Raw genomic sequence first — 19124 nt, 5'->3', positions numbered from 1 at the left:
TTCTATGGGCGATTGAGGTTTGACAGCTCCCCCTGCCGGAGGGTAGTTTCAAGCGCCTGTATCACATTCAATCAGTGATCTTATTCAACTATTTTTCGCTTGAATCTGCGATGGACGAACCCCTTATGCTGGAACAAGAGATAAGTCGACGTCGCCTGTTGCTGGGAGCCGGTTGCCTGCTGGGCAGCTCGCTGATCTCCTTCCCTGCACTGGCCAGCCGCAGTACCACCGGGCGTGAACTCAGTTTCTTCAATCTCAATACCGGCGAGCGGGTGCGCGCCAGCTATTGGGAAAATGGCCACTATCTGAGCGACGGGTTGGCCGAGCTCAATCACATTTTCCGCGATTACCGGCGCAACGAAGTGTTCAACATCGACAAGAAGCTGTTTGATCAGCTGTTCCTGTTGCAGCACAAGCTGGGTCGGCGCAGCGAAATCCAGCTGATCTCCGGTTATCGGGCACCGGCCACCAATCGCCAGAAGCGTCACAAGAGCCGCGGCGTGGCCAAGCACAGTTACCACACCCTGGGGCAGGCGGTGGATGTGCGGATCCCCGGCGTTCAGCTGGCCCATCTGCGCAAGGCGGCCCTCAATCTCAAGGTGGGTGGGGTCGGCTACTATCCCCGTGACAACTTCGTTCACCTCGATACCGGCCCGGTTCGCAGCTGGTAAAGGGGTTGGCAAGCTGCCAAGCTCTTCCCACCAGTGAGGAGATAGCGATGAAAAAGATAGTGATTGGCGGCCTGATCGCCCTGTCGTTGACCGGTTGCAGCAAGCTCAACCGTGAAAATTATGACCAGTTGAAGATGGGGATGAGTTACGCCGAGGCCAGCACCATTCTGGGCAAGGCGGAGCGTTGTGATGATGCCTTGGGCACCACCAGCTGCCTTTGGGGCGGGGAAGGGAAGAACATCAAGATCCGCTTTATCGCCGACAAGGCGACCTTCTTCAGCTCGGAAGGGATTAACTGAGTCGCAGAACGTCCATGAAAAAAGCGCCACTCGGGCGCTTTTTTGTTGCTCGCAATCCAACCCCCCTCGCCAGAAGCTGGCGTACTCAGTGGGTGGCGTATTGATAGTTGAAGGTGGGCAGTCCCCACTTGAAGCGAACCGCCAGCAGCCGAAGTACAAAGCCAATTCCGATAGAACCGAACGCCGCCCAGTTGGTCGGCAAGCCCTGATCCAGCGCCAGACAGTAAAGCGCTGCGGTGATCAGCGAAATGGCTGCATAGAGCTCGCGACGAAACACCAGCGGAATGCGTTGGCAGAGCAGATCCCGCAGCACCCCGCCAAAGACCCCGGTCACCACCGCCATGATGCAGGCAATACCGGCGCCGTGGCCCATATCCAGCGCTCGGGCCGCACCGAAGATGGAGAAGACCACCAGCCCCAGGGCATCGAGGGCCATGAACAGCTTGCCGAGATAGCGCATCAGGGGGGCGGAGACCACACCCGCCATCGCGGCTGCGGCAACCAGCAGCACATATTCCGGATGTTCAATCCAGAGCAGCGGATAGTGGCCGAGCAGCACATCGCGGATGGTGCCACCACCGATGGCCGTCGCCGAGGCGATGATCACCACACCAAACAGATCCATCCGTCGCCGACCCGCGGCCAGCGCGCCGGTCATCCCTTCGGCCACCAGGCCCACCAAGAAGAGTGCATGTAACATGAGATATCCCAGGGAACGAGAAAGGCCAGAATCCTACCAACTCGTGTCATATGGGACAAGCTATCGAATGCATGCATTAATTTAATTCATGCTAAATGCAAAAAAAGCACCGTTTCGGGTGCCTTTTTCTAATCAATGTTCAAGGGTTAGCGCCCCAACTGCTCCTTGCGGTAGTGATCGACCCACATGGCGGTGGCGCCACAGATGGCGACTGGCATCACAAAGAGGTTCACCACCGGAATGGCGGAGAAGAGGGTCACCAAAGCGCCAAAGCTCAGGCACTTGCCGCGGCGCTGCTTCAAGGCATCGCGCATGGTGATGAAGCCGATCTTGTGGTTGTCGAACGGATAATCCACATACTGGATCGCCATCATCCAGGCGCTGAACAGGAACCAGAGCACCGGCGCCAGGGTCTGGCCAACCACAGGGATCAGAAACAGGATCAGGCAGCCGATGGCCTTGGGCAGGTAATACTTCAGCTTGGTCCATTCGCGGCCGAAGGTGCGTGGCACATCTTTGACGATATCCAGCATGCCGCTGTCATTGGCGGGCTGGCCGGTGAGGATCTGCTCCACCTTCTCCGCCAGCAGGCCGTTGAAGGGGGCGGCTACCCAGTTGGCAACCGAGCTGAAGATAAAGGAGAAGACCACCAGGATGGTGATGAGGGCGATGGGCCACAGCAGATAGTCCAGCCAGTCGAGCCAGGCGGGGATCTGCTGATGGAGCCAGGCGAACAGGTCGTCCAGTTGCAGTAGCAGGGCATAGAAGGCCCCGGCAAACAGCACGAAGTTGACCAGCAGGGGGATCAGCACAAAAGTGCGGATGCCCGGTTGGCGAATAAGGGAAAAACCGCGCAGAAAGTAATCTGCACCGCTGATTGAATCTTTGACCATATGGGGTGATTGGCTCATGTGAGCTCCATCTATGCATGGGAGAACTGCCAGCATATTACAAACAAGCCTTTGATTTGGTAAAGTCGCCGACTATTCCTTATTTCGTGCCGTGGCGACCAAAAATCGGGCATGAATGGGGATGATGCCTGCATATTACAAACAAAGCCGGGTCTGGATTTGGTAAAGTCACCTGCCCGCCTCCTCTTTATTTAGCCACTGATACAGGTCGCCATGCGTCTGAAACTGATCAAACTCGCCGGCTTCAAGTCGTTCGTCGAGCCGACCCGCATCGAACTGTCGGCAGACATGACCGCCGTGGTGGGCCCCAATGGCTGTGGCAAATCCAACGTCATCGACGCGGTGCGCTGGGTGCTGGGGGAGAGCTCCGCTCGCCATCTGCGCGGCGAGAACATGACCGATGTCATCTTCAACGGCTCTATCAATCGCAGTGCGCACGGGCGCGCCTCGGTGGAGCTGGTGTTCGACAATCCCCATAACCGGGTGCCCGGCGAGTTCGGCCGCTTTACCGAGATCTCGGTGCGCCGCGAAGTGCTGCGCGACGGCTCCAACCACTATCAGATCAACGGCCAGAAGTGCCGCCGCAAAGATGTGACCGACCTCTTCCTCGGCACCGGTCTTGGCCCCCGCAGCTACGCCATCATCGAGCAGGGCACCGTCAGCCGACTGGTGGAGTCACGTCCGGCCGATCTCAAGCTCTTTATGGAAGAAGCGGCCGGGGTTTCCCGCTACAAGGAGCGGCGCCGCGAGACCGAGCAGCGCATTCGCCACACTCAGGATAACCTGGAGCGCCTCGGCGATATTCGCGGCGAGCTGGGTTCGCGCCTTGACCACCTCAAAGCCCAGGCCGAAACGGCCGAGCGCTACAAACAGCTCAAGAGTCGTTCGCGCGCTGCTCGCGCCGAGCTGATTGGCTCCGAGTTGTGGGCGCTGGAGACGCGTCTTGGCGAGGCTAAAACAGAGCTGGCGCAGGCCGAGCAGGCGCTGGCGGCGCTCGATGCCAAGCGTACCGCCGATGAGGGGCGCCACGTCACCCTGTCGGTCGCCAGACAAGAGGCGCAAGCCGAGCAGGCGAGCCGTCAGCAACAGATTTTTCTCGGCGGGCAGGCCATCGCCCGTCTCGAACAGCAGCAACTGCACCAGAGTGAACTGGGGCGCGACTGGCAGGCCCGTGCAGAGGCGCTGGGCGAGCGGATTGCCACCCGCAAGGCGCAGCTGGCCAGCCAGCAGGATCAACTGACCGAAGGGGTATTGCGCGCTGAGCAGGAGAGCGCTCGGCTGGAGCAGTGTGAGCAGTTGCTTACCGAGCAGCAGGAGGCTCGCCAGCACGCCAGCGAGCAGCTGGAGCAGGCCCGCTTGCGCCAGCAGCAGTGGCAGCAACAGTTGGCAGGGTTGCAGGGGCAGCTCAACCAGACCCGTACCCGGTTGGGTGGCCTGCAGGAGCTGCAGGCCAAGACCCGGCTGGCCCGCCTCAAGCTGGAAGATGAACGCGCTGGCCCCCTCGGCGCAGAGGCCGACGATCTGCAACCGGTCCTCGATGCCCTGAGTGGTGAGCTGGAGCTGACGCGGGCGGCCAATGACGAGCTGACCGAGCAGCTGGCGCAGGCTGTCCACACCCATGAACAACTCAAGCAGCAGCATGGCCAGCAGTTGAGCCTGCAGCGGGAGTTGGAGGCGCGGCTGGCGACCCTGGATCAGATCCTCGGCGAACAGATGGAGGGGGTGACTCTGGCCGACCGGTTGCAAGTTGCCCCCGAGTGGGCACAGGCGCTCGATAAGGTGCTGGGTCGCTGGCTCACCGCAACGCCAGCGGACGAGTGCAATCTGGCGCAAGAGGGACTCTGGATTGGCCCGGCACAACCGGCGGTTGCCGGTACGCTGGCGGCGCAACTGGGCGGCAAGCACATTCCCGCCTTCCTCAATGCCATCTGGCTGGTGGAGAGCCGGGAGGCCGCATTGGCCCGCCAGCCAAGCCTTGCGGCTGGTGAGTCGGTACTGACTCCTGCTGGCGACTGGCTGGGGCCAAACTGGGCCGATCTGGGGCTGGGCGCGGCGCTCGGCACCATGGCGCTGCTCGGTGAGCGTGAGCGGTTGCACACCGAGCTGGAGAAGGTTGCCGCGGGGCAGGCACAGCTGAGCGAGCAACTTGTGGCTGCCGATGCCCGACGTGCCCAGCTTGCCAGTGCGCATGAGTTGTCGCAGCGAACCTTGCGCGAGCAAGAGCAGAAATGGCAACAACTGCGCGAAGCCTGGAGCCTGCAACAGGGTCAGCGGCAGGAGCGGTTGCAGCGGCTCGGTCAGCTCGGCGAAGAGCTGATCCGGCTTGATCAGGAGCAGGCCGAAGAGGCAGAGCGACTGGCCAGCGCTCGTGCACAACTGGAACTCGATGAGGCGCGCCTTGCCGAGTTGCAGGAGCAGGGGGAGCCGCTGACACAAGGGTTGCAGGTCGCGCAGGAGCAGCTGACCCGCTGCGAGCGGGCGGTCGATGAGGCGCGAGTGCGCCGCGAGCAGCAACAAGCGACCTGCCAGCGTTTGCAACTGGAGTTGGGCAATCTGCGCCAACTCATTACCCTGGGTGAAGAGGAGCTGGCGAGGCTCGGGCTGGAGCTGGCCGGGCTGAAAGGGCCGGATAGCGAGGCAGTGCCGGATCTGGCGCCCCTGCTTGCCGAGCAGCGCAATCTGGAGGCGCAGCAGCTCGCCTGCCATCAACGGCTTGCGGAGCTGGAGCGCCAGCTGACCGAGCTGGAACAGGCCAGAAGAGCCGATCACAAGCAGCTTGTTACCTTGCAAGAGAAGCTGGCAACCCTGCGCCTTGAGCGTGAACGCAGCCTCACCCGTCGACAGGGGCTGCACGAGCAGTTCGAAGAGCTGGGGGTTCGACTGGTAGATCTCGATCAGGCGGTGCTGATCGCTGCAGATCGCAGCAAGCTGCGGCAGGAGATCCAGACTCTGGAGGGGCAAGTGGAAGCGCTCGGCGCCATCAACCTGGCGGCGCTGGAGGAGTACGAAGAGGCGAAAACCCGGGCAACCTATCTTGAAAATCAGTGTCAGGATCTCGAGCAAGCGCTGGAAACCTTGAGCCAAGCCATTAAAAGAATTGATAAAGAGACACAAATACGGTTCCGGGACACTTTCGATAAGGTCAACGAAGATTTAAAATCCCTGTTTCCGAAAGTGTTCGGTGGGGGCAGTGCCTGGCTTGAGCTTACCTCCGATGATCTTTTGGAGGCCGGAGTGAGCATCATGGCGAGACCTCCGGGTAAGAAGAATGCTACCATTGCCCTGCTTTCCGGGGGGGAGAAGGCGTTAACCGCGCTTGCGCTGGTTTTTGCCATCTTCAGACTCAACCCAGCACCTTTTTGTCTGCTGGATGAGGTGGATGCACCGCTCGATGAAGTGAACGTCGGTCGCTTCTGTTCTCTTGTCAAAGAGATGTCGAGCACAGTACAGTTCGTTTACATCAGTCATAATAAGGTCTCCATGGAGATGGCTGAGCAGCTGGTTGGCGTCACGATGCAAGAGCCCGGGGTTTCTCGCATTGTGTCGGTCGATATCGGTGAAGCCGTCGCTTTGGCTGAGCAAAACTAGAAAGAGAAGCAGCTAATGCAGGAATTGCGTTACATCTTGGTTGCCCTGGGCGGTATTGCCATCGCGGCATTGCTCATTCACGGGTTGTGGAGCAACAGAAAGAATCGTCAGGCACCGATCAAAGAGAAACCCCTTGGCCGGATGGAATCCAAATCGCGAAACCGCGATGATGACGCCTTCGACAGCGATGGCATCGGTCAGGTGCGCGTAGTCAGCAGTGGCCGCCGTGCCGAGCCCAAGCTGCGCAGTGAAGAGAGCCTTCAGCCGGAGTTTGGTCGCCGTGCCGCCGTGCCCGCCTTTGATGATGAAGATGATGAGGATGAACTGCCACCGCCCGTCGTGCGCAAGCCTGCTGCCCGTCCGGTTCCGCCGCCTCCTGCCTATGAAGAAGAGGAACCGGGCTTTGATGAGCCGCTGCCTGACGTCATTGCGCAAGAGCCTGCCGCTCCGGTACGCAAACCGGCTCAGGTTAATCGCCGTACCCCGGTCTACCGTTCACGTCCCCAGCGCGAGCCAGTCATGCCTGTTCAGGATGACGAGCCGCTGATCGAGCCTGCTTATGCCACAGCGCCCACCTTTGGTGTGCGAAATGAGCCTGTGCGAGCCACTGAACCTGAAGTGAAGGCCCAGCCACGCCAAGTGGAACCTGAACCTCTTTACGAAGAGCCCGTCTACGAGGCTCCCGTTGCAAAACCTCGCTCAGCTCCCCAGCCGGTAGAAAAAATCTGGCAGGATGTCTATGTCATCAACCTGATGGGCCGTCCGGGGCATGAGCTGCAAGGGGCGACTCTGCTCTCCTCCCTGATGGCGCTTGGCTTCAAATTTGGCGAGATGGATATCTTCCACCGTCACGAAGATGCCAATGGCAAGGGTGAAGTGCTCTTCTCCATGATCAACATGGTCAAGCCGGGCACCTTTAACCCGTACCGGATGGAGCAGTTCACCACGCCGGGTGTCTCCCTGTTCATGCAGCTGCCGCTGCGCAGCAACGCCGCGTTTGCCTTCGAGGACATGCTGCAGGCCGCCGATCAACTGGCCAGCGATCTCGATGCCATGCTGACCGATATGGAGCGCAGCCCGCTGAGTGACGAGACTATTGCCCGTTACCGGCATGAACTGGCTGCCTACGAGGCCAGCCGCGACTAATACGCCATGCGGGTCGAATAGATAAAAGTGCGGTACCCAGGTACCGCACTTTTGTTTCTACCCCGGGCCGGATTTTCAATCACACTTCGAGACTTTTTCATGAGCGATATTCTCTCCCGCCACCGTCAACTGTGTGAGCTGCTTACCGAATATGGTCATCAGTACTATGTGCTGGATAACCCGACCGTACCGGATGCTGAATATGACCGTCTGATGCGCGAACTGATCGCGCTGGAGGCCGACCACCCCGAGCTGAAAACCCCGGCTTCCCCGAGCGTGCGGGTCGGTGGCCAGCCGCTGACTGCCTTCAGGCAGGTGCGTCACGAGATCCCCATGCTGAGTCTGGACAACGTCTTTAGCAGCGAAGAGCTGCTGGCGTTTGAACAACGGATGAGCGATCGCCTCAAGCGTGAAGTGCGTTTCGAGTTTTGCTGCGAGCCCAAGCTTGATGGCTTGGCGGTGAGCCTGCTCTATGTAAATGGTCAGCTGGTGCAGGCCGCGACCCGGGGCGATGGCGCTACCGGTGAGGAGATCACCGAGAACGTGCGTACCATCAAGGCCATTCCGCTCGCATTGCGGGGCTTTGGTTGGCCCGAGCGGTTGGAAGTGCGTGGCGAAGTCTTTATGCCCAAAGCCGGTTTCGAGGCGATGAACGCCAAGGCACTGGCCGCAGGCGAGAAGGTGTTCGTCAACCCGCGTAACGCCGCCGCCGGCAGCCTGCGTCAGCTCGATTCACGTATCACTGCCAGCCGTCCCCTGAGCTTTTACGCCTACGGCGTCGGTGTCGGCGGCGAGCAACTCGGTGGCTCTCACTTTGGTCGCCTCAATCAGCTCAAAGAGTGGGGGCTGCCGCTTAGTCCCGAGGTGAAACTCAAAGAGGGGGCTGCCGGTTGTCTGGCGTTCCACGACGACATTCTGGCCCGCCGTGGCGAGCTGCCCTATGAGATCGACGGCGTGGTCTACAAGGTGGATGCTATCGCTCTGCAAGAGGAGCTCGGCTTTGTGGCACGCGCGCCGCGCTGGGCGACCGCCCACAAGTTCCCGGCGCAGGAAGAGATGACTCTGCTTGAGAACGTCGAGTTTCAGGTTGGCCGTACCGGCGCCGTGACGCCGGTGGCCAAGCTCAAACCGGTGTTTGTCGGCGGTGTGACTGTCTCCAACGCCACCTTGCACAACGCCGACGAGATAGAGCGCCTTGGCGTCATGGTCGGTGATACCGTGATCGTGCGCCGGGCAGGGGACGTGATCCCTCAGATCGTTGCCGTGGTAGAGGCACAGCGCCCTGTTGATGCGCGCGAAATTCTCTTCCCGACCGAGTGCCCGGTGTGTGGCTCGGCAGTGGAGCGGCTGGAAGGAGAGGCGGTTGCACGCTGCTCCGGTGGCCTGTTCTGCGAGGCGCAGCGCAAGGAGGCGATCAAGCACTTTGCTGCCCGTCGCGCCATGGATGTGGACGGCCTTGGCGACAAGATTGTCGAGCAGCTGGTGGACAAGGGACTGGTGAAGACCCCCGCCGATCTGTTCAGCCTCAATGCCATCCAGCTGGCCGGGCTTGAGCGGATGGGGCAAAAATCGGCCCTCAATCTGGTAGCCGCCATCGATGCGGCGCGCAGCACCACCCTGCCGCGCTTCCTGTTTGCCCTGGGGATCCGTGAAGTGGGGGAGGCGACAGCGCTCAATCTTGCCAACCACTTCCTCACCCTGGATGCTCTGCGCGCGGCTTCGGTGGATCAGCTGCTTGAAGTGGCCGACGTGGGCGATGTGGTGGCCAAGCATGTCTACTACTTCTTGCGTCAGCCCCATAACGTGGAGGTGCTGGAAGCCTTGCTGGCTGCCGGCATCCATTGGCCGGCCATCGAGAAGAAAGAGGCCGCGGAGCAACCCTTTGCCGGCAAAACCTTCGTGCTGACCGGCACCCTGACCACCTTGTCGCGCAACGATGCCAAGGCGGCACTGCAGGCGCTGGGGGCCAAGGTGGCGGGTTCGGTATCTGCCAAGACCGATGTGCTGGTGGCGGGGGAAGCGGCCGGTTCCAAGCTGGTCAAGGCACAGGAGCTTGGCATTACCATCTGGAGCGAAGAGGAGTTGCAGCAGGCGCTGCAAGGCCAGAGCTGAGTTCGTCTCTCTGATAAAAAAATAACCCGGCATTCGTGCCGGGTTGTTTTTTATTCCCCCGCTATCACCATTTTTTGCGGGGGAGCAGCAAGCGCCTGAGCAATATTTCCCGAGTGCTCAGTTTGCTCAATCAGTATGGCAACACTCTACAAGGCCACCTGATGCATCAAGCCGAAGGGGGGGCATCCTCTCTCGAGGCTTATTCCTGTGGCTTGAGGAAGTTGCGATAGAGCATATAGAGGTGGGCCGAGCTCCAGCTGAAGTTGCTGGCCCCCTGCATGGCGCCGGTCTCCGGATTGTAGTTTTCGCGGATGGGGCCGCTGCCCGCCAAGCCCTCTGCGTTGTTGAACAGCTTGTTGACCAGAGCCTCGGCATCGCTGCGGTAGCCGTAGTTCTCCAGCCCCTTCACCCCGAAGTAGAACTGATCGAGCCATACCCGGCCGCGCCAGTAGATATTGGGGTCGTAGGCCGGGTTGGTCAGCGCGGCTGTGCCCAGCGGAATCTTTGTGTTGAACTCCTGGGCGTTGAGCATCACCTCGCGCACCCGTGCCGCTTTCTCCTTGTCGGCGACCTCTGCCCAGAGCGGACTCCACCCTTCCGGGCCACGGCCGCGGGCGGTCAGCAATTTGCCGACGCAGCCGTTGCCGTCAGCAACATCCCCCTGAGCAATCTGGCGATCGTAATAGAAGCCTGATGCCTCATCGAACATGCAGCTGTTGATGTAACCAGCCAGCTGGGTCTCGCCATCGCGGTAGCGGCTCGCGTCGTCCGGCTTGCCAAGCAGGTCGGCCATGTCTGCCAGAATGCGTTTCTCCTTGGCGAGGAAGGCGTTGAGTTCCACTGACTCCTGGTCGATGGAGAAACCGATCAAATCGCCATTGTCCTGATGGTTTTCAAAGAAGGCGACGTTCCAGTCCTGACGTGCCTTGGCCAAATCTCCGCCATAGGTCTTGTCGGCATAGCGTTGCAGCTGGCCCGGTTCGATAAAGCCGAAGCGGGCGGCGTTATCCATGCCGGACTCCCAACCGGCGCCGTGCTGGGCACCGATATCCATGTCGCTATAACCGCCCACGTTCAACACCTGTTGATAGAGCGGCATTCCGGCGCAGGCATACCAGCCATCCCCCTCACTGGTACAGCTTGAGAGATCCAGCCCGGCGGGAATACCGTTGGAGTACTGCACCTTGAAGGTGATATTGCCGTACTCGTCATTGTGCTCCACATGCTTGGTGGCGCCATATTCGATGATGCCGTTGCGGTTGTTGTCCCGCGCGCGGTACCACCAGTCGTGGTAGGCCTGCAGCTTGGGATACATCTCGGCGATAAAGGCCTTGTCCTTGGTGGCGCTGTAGATTTCCCAGATAGCCCAGGCGGAGAGGGGCGGCTTGGTGTCGCGCTCGTTCCAGTTGCCGCCATCGCCACCGCGATCCGCCAGCTTGTTGTAGAAGACGGCGTCGATCACCATGCCCGCATCTTGCGGTCGCACCGGGTCATCCGGCTGCACCTGATAGTCATACATGGCGCGCACGTTGTTCTTGGCCACCTCAGGGTTGAAGTGCGCCATGGCATAGGCGTGCTTCCAGCTGTCCCAAGCCCAGACGCCGTCGAACCAGCGGGCGGTATTGGAGGGGGTTACCCCGTCGTGGAGGATGGCGCCAGCCGGGGAGCGCCAGTTGCCATTGAGGGTCTCCATCGCCTTGACGGCGATGCGGCGCTCCGACTCGGGGATACCCTGATTGGAGAGACCCTTGGCAAGGTAGTCCTCCCAGCGGCGGATGGAGTCGGCAAAATAGCTGGCCGGGTTGGCCAGCAGGGCTTGACGGCTCTGCTGATGGCGGCTGGCGTCATCTGCGGAGTGGAGATAGCTCTGCAGGGTGTAGATATCCTCGCTCCCCTTGGCGGCCAGGGTAATGCTGGCGTCGCTTTGGTAGCCCAGTGTCTTCTGGTCGAGGGTGGTGCGACTTGGCAGGGTGCGGTCGATTCGATAGCGGGCGCTGCCGCTCTGCATGATGTTCCAGGTGCTGCGCAGTTTACCGAACTGGAATTCGATTCCTTTGTCGCTCTCGCTGATGGTGCGTGTCCAGCCTGGATATTTGCTGGCAATCGTATCCTTGGCATCCCATTGATTGAGCAACTCGCCCTGCCAGTTGAGGTTGAGGGTGAGCGGTGCATCGGTCTGGTTGATGAGTCGGGTGCGGATAAGAGCGGTACGGGCATCGCCATAACGCAGCTCCAGCTCCAGCGTAAAGGGCTCGAACTCGAAGCGTTGCACCAGTGCACCGGGAATGGCGTACACCTCCTGCTTGCGGGCGCTGGTGAGCGGGAACGGGCGCCCGCTCGCATCGCTGAGGGTAAGCTTGTCCAGCTCGCTGGCAAAGAAGAGGCTGTACTCCTCGGAGATGACCATGGGGCCGGTAAAGCCCCCCCACTCCTTGTCGCTGGCAGGCAGCAGGAAACCGTGCCATGCCCCCAGATCGAGCAGTGGGTTGTATTTGAGGTTGGAGTAGCTGTCAAAGTCGCGGAATTGGGTCGGAGTTCCCCGACGGTCGATCACGTCCTTGTACTGGATGGCCTGCTCCGGTTTGGCGACTGTGCTGCTCTCTGTCTGGTTATCGTTGCAGGCGGTCAGTCCGAACAGGGCGGTGCCTAGGGCTATCGAGAGTAAAGTTTTACGAAACATTTCTCGCTCCAATTCCGTTTATGTAGGTTAAAAGGAAGATTTTTTACGCTTATTTTTAGTGAAAAGGTGTTCGGTAGCCATTGTATGGCAAGGGGAAAGGGGGGCGCTGGCGCGAGATCACACTCTGAAGAGGCGGCAATGTGAGCGGGATCACTGGGTTACATCAGGTTACATAAGGTTGGTTTTAAGTAATGTTTTACTTGTCGTTGCTCGCCAATCTGGCAGGGCAGGTGTGCAGGTATTGGTGAGGCGTCAGGCCGAACTCCTGTTTGAAGCGGGCGGCAAAGCGACTTGGGGAGTCATAACCGCAGGCGAGGGCGACCTCCAGCGGGGTCAGGCCCTGTTGCAACAGGTTGAGGGCGTGGCTCATGCGCACCTGAGCCAGCAACTGGCGAAAGCTGCGACCTTCGGCGGCCAGCTTGCGCACCATGGAGGCGCGGCTCATGGAGAAGTGGGGGGCCACTGCCTCCAGGGTGTGGTCCATGCCGGGTTCCACCGCCAGGTAGCGTGCCAACCGCTCTGCGAGGGTCATGGTGCTGGCGGGAAAAAGTAACCCGAGGGCGTTGGCTGCCCGCAGCTCGGCATAGAAGCCGCGCAGCAGTTCGGCCTGGGTTGCTTCGCTTAGTCCCCGTTCGGCCATGGTGCTGATGAGTTCAAAGCAGAAGGCGAGCCCGGGGGTGACCTTGACGGCGGGTTCCTCCAGATCGGCGTGGGAAGGGGCTGACGCGGCCAGCCACTCCGGCGGTGGTGGGGTCAGCAGCGTGATGGCGTGGGAGCGAAACTTGCTCTTCTCCGGCTGATTGACGAAGGTGAGCTGGTGGCCTGCCGGGATCAGCAGCCACCGCTCCCTGTCAAACGACAGACGCTGCTCGCGCCACCACAGTTGCTTGCTCCCCTGGGTGACCCAGATGAGGGTCGGGGCATAGATGAGCACCCGGTGCAGGGGCTGCTGGCGGATCCCGAGATAGTGGCTCTGTTGCAGCAGGGGAGTGCTCATCCGGTTGGCTCCTAGGGGGTGACGAAGGTGGCGGTCAGGGTGGCCTTGCCGAGCGCCATGCTGTTGAGCATGTAGCCTACCATAGCGGGTGGGGTATCGGCCTTTACCTCGAGATCATGGGGCAGGGCCCAGGCGGTGAACTGATAGCGGTGCATGCCGTGACCTGCGGGCGGGCAGGGGCCGCCGTAACCCTGGCTGCCAAAGTCGGTGCGGATCTCCAATCCCTGCTTGAGCTTGCCTGAGACATTGCTGGCCAGCTCGCTCTGGGTGGCAGGCAGGTTCACCACCAGCCAGTGCCACCAACCGCTGCCGGTGGGGGCATCGGGGTCATAGGCGGTGATGGCAACACTCTTGGTGCCTGCCGGCAGATTCTGCCAGCTAAGTTGGGGCGAGTGGTTGTCGCCGCTGCAGCCAAAGCCGTTGAAGCTGAACTGTTTGGCCATCAACTGGCCTTCGTGAATGTCCGTGCTCTTCAGGGTCATGGCAAAGGCTGGCATGGCCGTCAGGCAGAGCAGTGGCAACAGGGCACTCTGTTTGAGCAATTTCATTGGGTGACTCCTCGTGTGGTAACGGGTTCACTTTAACGAGGGCAGGGTAGAATGTTATTGCAGAACGGCTCAATGTGAGGTCGATTAATGAGTTAATTGAGCCTTTTGGTGGTTTTATGGCAAGAAGGTAAACGGCAGCCATAAAAAAACCGGCATCAGGGATGCCGGTTTTTTGTTTGACGATAAGAGGTGCGGCTTAGCGCAGGATCATCTCGTCACGGCCCGGGCCGACGGAAACCATCGGAACCGGTACGCCGAGCAGCTCTTCGATACGCAGCACGTACTGCTGGGCAGCGCGCGGCAGCTCTTCGAAAGTGCGGCAACCGGTGATGTCTTCGCTCCAGCTTTCCATCTGCTCGTAAACCGGCTTCAGAGCAGCGGTTTGCGGCCAAATCGGGTTCTCGGTGTGGGCACCTTCGTAAGCTACGCAGATCTTCAGATCCGGCAGACCGGTCAGGCAGTCCAGCTTGGTCAGTGCCACTTCGGTGGCGGCTTGCAGCTCGACACCGTTCTTGGTGGCAACAGCGTCGAAGTAGCCGACATCACGGGGACGGCCGGTGGTGGCACCGAACTCGTTGGTGATCTTGCGGAACTCGTCCTGGTTCTCCATGGCGGTCAGCAGGGTGCCGGTACCGACAGAGGAGCTGAATGCCTTGGCCACAGCGATGACGCGCTCCGGGCGCAGACCCGGCAGACCGCCACCGATACCGGCGTAGGCGCCAGATACGTGGGAGGAGGTCACCCAGGGGTATTCGCCGTAGATCAGGTCACGGCCAGCGCCCAACTGTGCTTCGAACAGCAGGGTCTTGCCTTCGGCCTGCAGCGCTTTGAGCGGCATGCTGACGTTGCAAACGGCGTCGATCCAGGGTGCAGAGACTTCCAGCAGCCAGTCGGCCATCTCCTGGGCAGTCTGGGTGAATTCGAAGGAGGGGTAGATAGCCTTCATCTGCGGCAGTTTCCAGTCCAGCATGAACTGGATGCGCTCGACCAGCACGTCCGGCTGTTTCAGCCAGCCGACCAGGATCGCTTTCTTCATCACGCGATCGCCGTAGGCAGGAGCGATGCCCTGACGGGTGGAGCCATAGGCGCCGTCACCCAGACGTTGCTCTTCCAGGGTATCTTCCAGTGCGTGCAGCGGCAGGCAGAGGGTTGCGCGGTCAGAGATGGCCAGCTTCGGAGTCACGCCGGAGGCTTTGACTTCGTCGAGCTCGACGGTCAGTTTCTCGGGGCTGATCACCATGCCCGGGCCGAGGACAACCAGGCAATCCGGGTTGAATACGCCACTCGGAACCTGGTGCAGCTTGAAGGTGCCAAGGTCGTTGACCACGGTGTGGCCAGCGTTGTTGCCGCCCTGGAAGCGAATGCTGGCGCCAGCTTGACCTGCCAGATAATCCACGATGCGGCCTTTGCCTTCATCACCCCAGTTAGCACCTACGACTACGATAGACGACATGACTCTTTCTCCTAAGACGTTAGGCGTCCATCCTAGGAGCCTGATGCGGATTAGAAAAATTAATTATCTTTATAATTCCGATAAGAGAGCCATATAATTATGGCCAATTAAGCGGCAAACCGTCCGATTTTGCCTGGCAAGCCCCGCACCTCGCGGGTGGAGGGACTCTTATGCTGGATATTCACTGGCTGCAAACCTTTGTCACTCTGGCCCGATTGCAACATTTTGGTCAGACCGCCACCGAGCTGCACATGACCCAGCCCAATGTCAGCCTGCATATCAAGCGGCTGGAGCAGGCGACCCGGGTGCGGCTGATCGAGCGCAGTCCGTTTCGCCTGACTCAGGCAGGAGAGCGGCTGCTGCAAAGTGCCGAGCGCACCATTGCCGAGTTGCAGCTCTGCCAGTCCGATCTCAATGCCCTCAACCAGCTGAGTCAGGGGACGCTGGCCATCGCCGCCAGCGACATCATCTCCCGCCTGCTGCTGATCCAGCCGTTCCAGCGCTTCAAGCGGGAGTTCCCCGGCATCGACCTTACCCTGTTCAACACCACTTCGGATCAGGCCGCCGAGCTGGTCAAGGCGGGCAAGGCGGATCTGGGCTTCGTGATGGCGCAAAAGCGCAGCGAGCCGCTCTTCTATACCGAGCTGCAACAGGTGACCTGGTGCGCGCTGGGTCATGGCCTTGCCCGTTGGCAGGCGCGGGCGGTGGCGGGAGAGAGCGACCCCCTCGATGAGCCGACCCTGATCCTGCTCGGTCACGACACCCGCACCCGGGCGCTGATCGACCCATCCCTGCCGCTGCTGGCCTTGCCCCCTTGCCGCATCATGGAGGTGGGCAGCGTCGACGCCCAGCTCGATTGGGCCGAGGCGGGCTTTGGTGTCGCCATCGTGCCGGACTTCTCCCTGCATCCGCGCCTCAACCTCACCGCGCCGGTCACCAGCCTCGGCGACTTTCCCGGTACCAGTCTGGGCTACGTGGTGCGCCAGAATCAGGTGTTGTCGCGGGCCATCAAGCAGTTGCTGCACTGGGTGGAGGAGGAGATCCAGAAGCCCAACCCCTATCTGACCCGGGTGATGGAGCCGTAGCTGAGCGGCAAGGTGAGCAGGCCTATCGGGGTGACTGCGCCGCCATCAATTGCGTCACTATCGAACGCGCGTAAACAATCAGGGCAGCCGAGGCTGCCCTGATGCATTTGTGGGCGCTGACCACTCAGGGTTGCAGCTGTGTGGCTGCGCTGGTAGCAGGGGAGGGAGGCGTGTCGGTTTTATCCTGCGGTGGGGTTTCGCCAGCAACCGCGCTGCTGGCAGGCTGGTTTGCCTGTTCTTGCTGCGCAGTTGCCGCAGAGGCGTTTTGTGGCAACAGAGTCGACACAGCAGCCGATGGTGATGGAACTGTTGACGCTGCAGCAGAGGGAGCCACTCTTTCCCCCTCGGTGGTCGGCGTAGCAGTGGGCTCGGGGGTGACCTCGAGGGCCTCTTCAGGCAAGGGATTAACCTCTGTGGCTTCTGTTGCCACTGCGGCACTGCTGGTGGCGGTCGCGTCAGAAGGCGCTTCAAGGGTGGCTGTCATCCCGTTGGCGGCACTCACCTGTTCTGCCGTTGGTGCCGCCTCCGAGGTCGATGGTGCTGGTGTTAACGGCTCTGGTGTCAGCTGTTCCGCAGTTAACTGCTCGGGGGTCAGTGGCAAAGGGGCTGGCGGTTGATCCGACATCCCCGCATGGAGGGGCAGCTCGGTTTGCGCCTGCAACTGCTCGGGGGTCACCTTGCTCAGGGCGGGGTGCAGCCGGCTGAACTGTTTGAACCGGGCCAGCAGGGTATCGCGCACGGTACGGACGATGGGGTCCGGCAGGCTGGCCAGCGCCACCAGTTCGGCACTCATCCCGATATTGTTGATGGCGGTGAGTTGACCCGGATAGAGGTTGGCTGCGATGCGGCTGCGCTGATAGTAGGGGTGTTGCTTGAGCAGCGTGTCGACCTGCTCCCCTTCGATGGGGATAAGGCGCACTTTGCAGCGGCTGATCAGATCGCCGACTGCCAGACTGGGGTGACCGGCTACCACAAAAGCGGCATCCAGCGAGCCATCGCACAGCCCTTCCAGCGGTTCGCTGTCCGACTTGAGCTGATAGGCAGCAAACTGCCCGGGTTGCCATCCCATAGCTGCCATCAGGGCCTGGCTGGTGATCTGCTCACCGGCGCCATTGTTGCCCGGGTAGACCCGTTTCCCTTCGATATCTGCCAGGGTGGTGATGCCGCTGTCGGGGGCGGCCAGCAGGGTCAGCGACTCCTGATAGAGGCGAAACAGGCTGCGCAGCTCATTGTTGGCTCCCTGCCCGCTGAAGGGACCGGTGCCGTGCAGGGCGTGGTGCAATATATCGGACTGCACCAGCGCCAGCTGCACGTCCCCTTTGCCGAGCGCCTTGAGGTTGGCCATCGAGCCGCGGGTGCTCTGCACGGTGCAGCTGTCCCCATGGAGGGCATGGTCGGCATTGAGCACCCGGCAGATGGCGCCACCGGTCGGGTAGTAGACCCCGTTGAGCGGGCCCGTTCCGATAGTCAGCGCCTGGCTGCCAAAAGGGAGCAGCGCAGAGAGTGCACAGAGGGGGAGCAGAAGGTGATGCAAGATCCGTAGAGACATAATTGACCGTTGACTGAGTTGACCGCTGGCTGATGACACAGGGTAAAAGGGATGGGGCTTGCCCATCCCGTTGCTGGGCTGATCAGGGCTTGCTGTGGTTGAGGATTGCCCGCTCCATCCGCGCCAGCGCGTCGGTCAGTCGTGCCCTGGTGCAGCCGAAGTTGAGCCGCACGAACTGACCGTCGCCAAACTGGGCGCCGGGGGAGAGACCAACGCCGGCCTGCTCGAAGAAGGCGATGGGATCGGCAAGGCCAAGGGCGCTTACATCGATCCAGGCCAGATAAGTTGCCTGATGGTTGGCCAGCTTGACGCCGGGCCAGCGAGCCACCGCCTGCTGGATCAGGGCCAGATTGGCCGCCAGATAGTCGAGTTGCTCGGTCAGCCACTGTTCGCCGCCCTCGTAGGCTGCTTCGGCGGCGACAAAGCCCAGCAGGTTGACGTCGGCGCTGATGCCGCGCATTGCCTGCTGCAGCCTGAAGCGCAGACGGGCGTTGGGGATAATGGCGAAGGAGCAGCAGAGACCGGCGATATTGAAGGTTTTGCTCGGAGCCATCATCACTGCACAGCGCTCGGCCGCTTCCGGACTGAGGGCGCCGTAGGGAATGTGGCGGGCGTTTTTATCCAGCAGCAGATCGCAGTGGATTTCATCGGAGCAGATCACCAGATTGTGGCGCGCGGCGATGGCATCGATGGCCAGCAGTTCGTCACGGGTGAAGATGGTGCCGCCCGGGTTGTGGGGGTTGCAGAGCAGCAGCAGATCTGCGGCGGGGGCCTGACGCTCCAGCTCTTCAAGATCCAGCACCCAGCGACCCGCTTCCTCAATCATCGGCACGGTGAGCAGGGGACGATCATTGAAGCCCGGCGCCTGCAGGAAGGGGTAATAGACCGGCTTGGGGGTGATGATGCCGCGACCATGCTGGCTCCAGGCCTTGCAGGCGAGGTTGAGCCCCGGCACCACGCCGGGCAGGAACACCAGCCATTCGGGCTCGATGGCCCAGCCATAGCGGGTCGCCATCCGTTCGATAATGAGTTCGATCAGGCGCGGCGAGGGGCGTGAATAGCCGAAAATGCCGTGGGCAACCCGTTTGGTCAACGCCTCGATCACGGACGGGGGGGAGACAAAGTCGGTATCGGCAACCCACATGGGCAGCACATCCTGACCCTTGTACTTGTCCCATTTCAGGCTCATGGTGCCACTGCGGTCTACTTCCTGATCAAAATCAAACATGCGAACTCCTTGTGCTGGCAGGATGGGCTTTCACTCTACGGGGTCGCGGCCTCCCTCGCAAGGCGCACACCCGCTTATGCCATCCTTGAGCCCGCTCTTGATAGTGACATAAGATAGGCGCCGAATTTTCATACGGCTGCCGCCCGTTAGCCCGTAT

At 60.9% G+C, this 19124-nt stretch carries 14 protein-coding genes; 6 read left to right on the top strand and 8 right to left on the bottom strand.

Going from position 1 to position 19124, the window contains the following annotated elements:
• The first annotated feature begins 125 nt into the window (after nucleotides 1–125).
• Nucleotides 126–671: a DUF882 domain-containing protein gene (locus G5367_RS06805; RefSeq protein ID WP_033136140.1), complete on the top strand. Its 546-nt coding sequence runs from the start codon at nucleotides 126–128 to the stop codon at nucleotides 669–671.
• Nucleotides 672–718: 47 nt separating this feature from the next.
• Nucleotides 719–970 carry a DUF3862 domain-containing protein gene (locus G5367_RS06800; RefSeq protein ID WP_219594582.1) on the top strand — a complete coding sequence of 84 codons (252 nt, stop codon included), beginning with the start codon at nucleotides 719–721 and terminating at the stop codon, nucleotides 968–970.
• An 85-nt stretch (nucleotides 971–1055) separates the two neighbouring features.
• Here the strand turns inward: G5367_RS06800 and G5367_RS06795 are convergent, their stop codons facing one another.
• Together G5367_RS06795 and cysZ are read right to left on the bottom strand one after the other, a co-directional pair.
• On the bottom strand, nucleotides 1056–1670 hold the full coding sequence (locus G5367_RS06795) for a trimeric intracellular cation channel family protein (RefSeq protein WP_005338456.1): 615 nt from the start codon (nucleotides 1668–1670) through the stop codon (nucleotides 1056–1058).
• Between the two features lie 146 nt (nucleotides 1671–1816).
• Complete coding sequence (gene cysZ / locus G5367_RS06790) at nucleotides 1817–2581, bottom strand: sulfate transporter CysZ (RefSeq protein ID WP_421230597.1); 765 nt, start codon at nucleotides 2579–2581, stop codon at nucleotides 1817–1819.
• A gap of 213 nt (nucleotides 2582–2794) precedes the next feature.
• Between cysZ and G5367_RS06785 the strand changes: the two genes are divergently transcribed.
• The 3 genes from G5367_RS06785 to ligA all read left to right on the top strand — a co-directional run bounded on the left by G5367_RS06785 (nucleotide 2795) and on the right by ligA (nucleotide 9427).
• On the top strand, nucleotides 2795–6169 hold the full coding sequence (locus tag G5367_RS06785; protein WP_421294027.1) for an AAA family ATPase: 3375 nt from the start codon (nucleotides 2795–2797) through the stop codon (nucleotides 6167–6169).
• A gap of 15 nt (nucleotides 6170–6184) precedes the next feature.
• Complete coding sequence (gene zipA, locus G5367_RS06780; protein ID WP_421294025.1) at nucleotides 6185–7315, top strand: cell division protein ZipA; 1131 nt, start codon at nucleotides 6185–6187, stop codon at nucleotides 7313–7315.
• A 99-nt stretch (nucleotides 7316–7414) separates the two neighbouring features.
• The gene (gene ligA / locus G5367_RS06775; RefSeq protein WP_421294023.1) at nucleotides 7415–9427 is read left to right on the top strand and encodes an NAD-dependent DNA ligase LigA; all 2013 of its coding nucleotides are present in this window, start codon (nucleotides 7415–7417) and stop codon (nucleotides 9425–9427) included.
• Nucleotides 9428–9626: 199 nt separating this feature from the next.
• On the opposite strand, the gene ygjK is transcribed toward ligA, so the two are convergent.
• The 4 genes from ygjK to G5367_RS06755 all read right to left on the bottom strand — a co-directional run bounded on the left by ygjK (nucleotide 9627) and on the right by G5367_RS06755 (nucleotide 15105).
• Nucleotides 9627–12107 (bottom strand): alpha-glucosidase, encoded by a 2481-nt coding sequence (ygjK, locus tag G5367_RS06770; RefSeq protein ID WP_421244229.1) that lies wholly within the window; start codon nucleotides 12105–12107, stop codon nucleotides 9627–9629.
• A 196-nt stretch (nucleotides 12108–12303) separates the two neighbouring features.
• A complete protein-coding gene (locus G5367_RS06765) occupies nucleotides 12304–13104 on the bottom strand; it encodes a helix-turn-helix transcriptional regulator (protein ID WP_368215273.1) in 801 nt (266 codons plus the stop codon).
• 11 nt (nucleotides 13105–13115) lie between these two features.
• Entirely contained in the window at nucleotides 13116–13652 is a 537-nt protein-coding gene (locus G5367_RS06760; protein ID WP_421244230.1) for a YbhB/YbcL family Raf kinase inhibitor-like protein, read from the bottom strand.
• A 196-nt stretch (nucleotides 13653–13848) separates the two neighbouring features.
• Nucleotides 13849–15105 (bottom strand): adenylosuccinate synthetase, encoded by a 1257-nt coding sequence (locus G5367_RS06755; RefSeq protein WP_005353870.1) that lies wholly within the window; start codon nucleotides 15103–15105, stop codon nucleotides 13849–13851.
• A 170-nt stretch (nucleotides 15106–15275) separates the two neighbouring features.
• Here G5367_RS06755 and G5367_RS06750 point away from each other — a divergent pair, with 170 nt between their 5' ends.
• A complete protein-coding gene (locus tag G5367_RS06750; RefSeq protein ID WP_005353868.1) occupies nucleotides 15276–16190 on the top strand; it encodes a LysR family transcriptional regulator in 915 nt (304 codons plus the stop codon).
• Nucleotides 16191–16314: 124 nt separating this feature from the next.
• Here G5367_RS06750 and G5367_RS06745 read toward each other — a convergent pair whose 3' ends face one another.
• Nucleotides 16315–17739, bottom strand: coding sequence for a TAXI family TRAP transporter solute-binding subunit (locus G5367_RS06745; protein WP_421244231.1), 1425 nt, complete (start codon nucleotides 17737–17739; stop codon nucleotides 16315–16317).
• An 82-nt stretch (nucleotides 17740–17821) separates the two neighbouring features.
• A complete protein-coding gene (locus G5367_RS06740) occupies nucleotides 17822–18967 on the bottom strand; it encodes a MalY/PatB family protein (protein WP_288728089.1) in 1146 nt (381 codons plus the stop codon).
• Nucleotides 18968–19124: the final 157 nt, after the last annotated feature.

This window comes from Aeromonas sp. 604282, from assembly GCF_049170575.1.
Lineage (GTDB): Bacteria > Pseudomonadota > Gammaproteobacteria > Enterobacterales > Aeromonadaceae > Aeromonas > Aeromonas veronii_A.
Note: the sequence above shows the minus strand (reverse complement) of the source record. Positions and strands in the feature narration are given on the sequence as shown.

What these genes read in the sequence shown, in the direction of transcription:
- G5367_RS06805 (WP_033136140.1), top strand. Translation starts at nt 126, where the DNA reads ATGCTGGAACAAGAGATAAGTCGACGTCGCCTGTTGCTGGGAGCCGGT.
- G5367_RS06800 (WP_219594582.1), top strand. Translation starts at nt 719, where the DNA reads ATGAAAAAGATAGTGATTGGCGGCCTGATCGCCCTGTCGTTGACCGGT.
- G5367_RS06795 (WP_005338456.1), bottom strand. Translation starts at nt 1,670, where the DNA reads ATGTTACATGCACTCTTCTTGGTGGGCCTGGTGGCCGAAGGGATGACC.
- cysZ (WP_421230597.1), bottom strand. Translation starts at nt 2,581, where the DNA reads ATGAGCCAATCACCCCATATGGTCAAAGATTCAATCAGCGGTGCAGAT.
- G5367_RS06785 (WP_421294027.1), top strand. Translation starts at nt 2,795, where the DNA reads ATGCGTCTGAAACTGATCAAACTCGCCGGCTTCAAGTCGTTCGTCGAG.
- zipA (WP_421294025.1), top strand. Translation starts at nt 6,185, where the DNA reads ATGCAGGAATTGCGTTACATCTTGGTTGCCCTGGGCGGTATTGCCATC.
- ligA (WP_421294023.1), top strand. Translation starts at nt 7,415, where the DNA reads ATGAGCGATATTCTCTCCCGCCACCGTCAACTGTGTGAGCTGCTTACC.
- ygjK (WP_421244229.1), bottom strand. Translation starts at nt 12,107, where the DNA reads ATGTTTCGTAAAACTTTACTCTCGATAGCCCTAGGCACCGCCCTGTTC.
- G5367_RS06765 (WP_368215273.1), bottom strand. Translation starts at nt 13,104, where the DNA reads ATGAGCACTCCCCTGCTGCAACAGAGCCACTATCTCGGGATCCGCCAG.
- G5367_RS06760 (WP_421244230.1), bottom strand. Translation starts at nt 13,652, where the DNA reads ATGAAATTGCTCAAACAGAGTGCCCTGTTGCCACTGCTCTGCCTGACG.
- G5367_RS06755 (WP_005353870.1), bottom strand. Translation starts at nt 15,105, where the DNA reads ATGTCGTCTATCGTAGTCGTAGGTGCTAACTGGGGTGATGAAGGCAAA.
- G5367_RS06750 (WP_005353868.1), top strand. Translation starts at nt 15,276, where the DNA reads ATGCTGGATATTCACTGGCTGCAAACCTTTGTCACTCTGGCCCGATTG.
- G5367_RS06745 (WP_421244231.1), bottom strand. Translation starts at nt 17,739, where the DNA reads ATGTCTCTACGGATCTTGCATCACCTTCTGCTCCCCCTCTGTGCACTC.
- G5367_RS06740 (WP_288728089.1), bottom strand. Translation starts at nt 18,967, where the DNA reads ATGTTTGATTTTGATCAGGAAGTAGACCGCAGTGGCACCATGAGCCTG.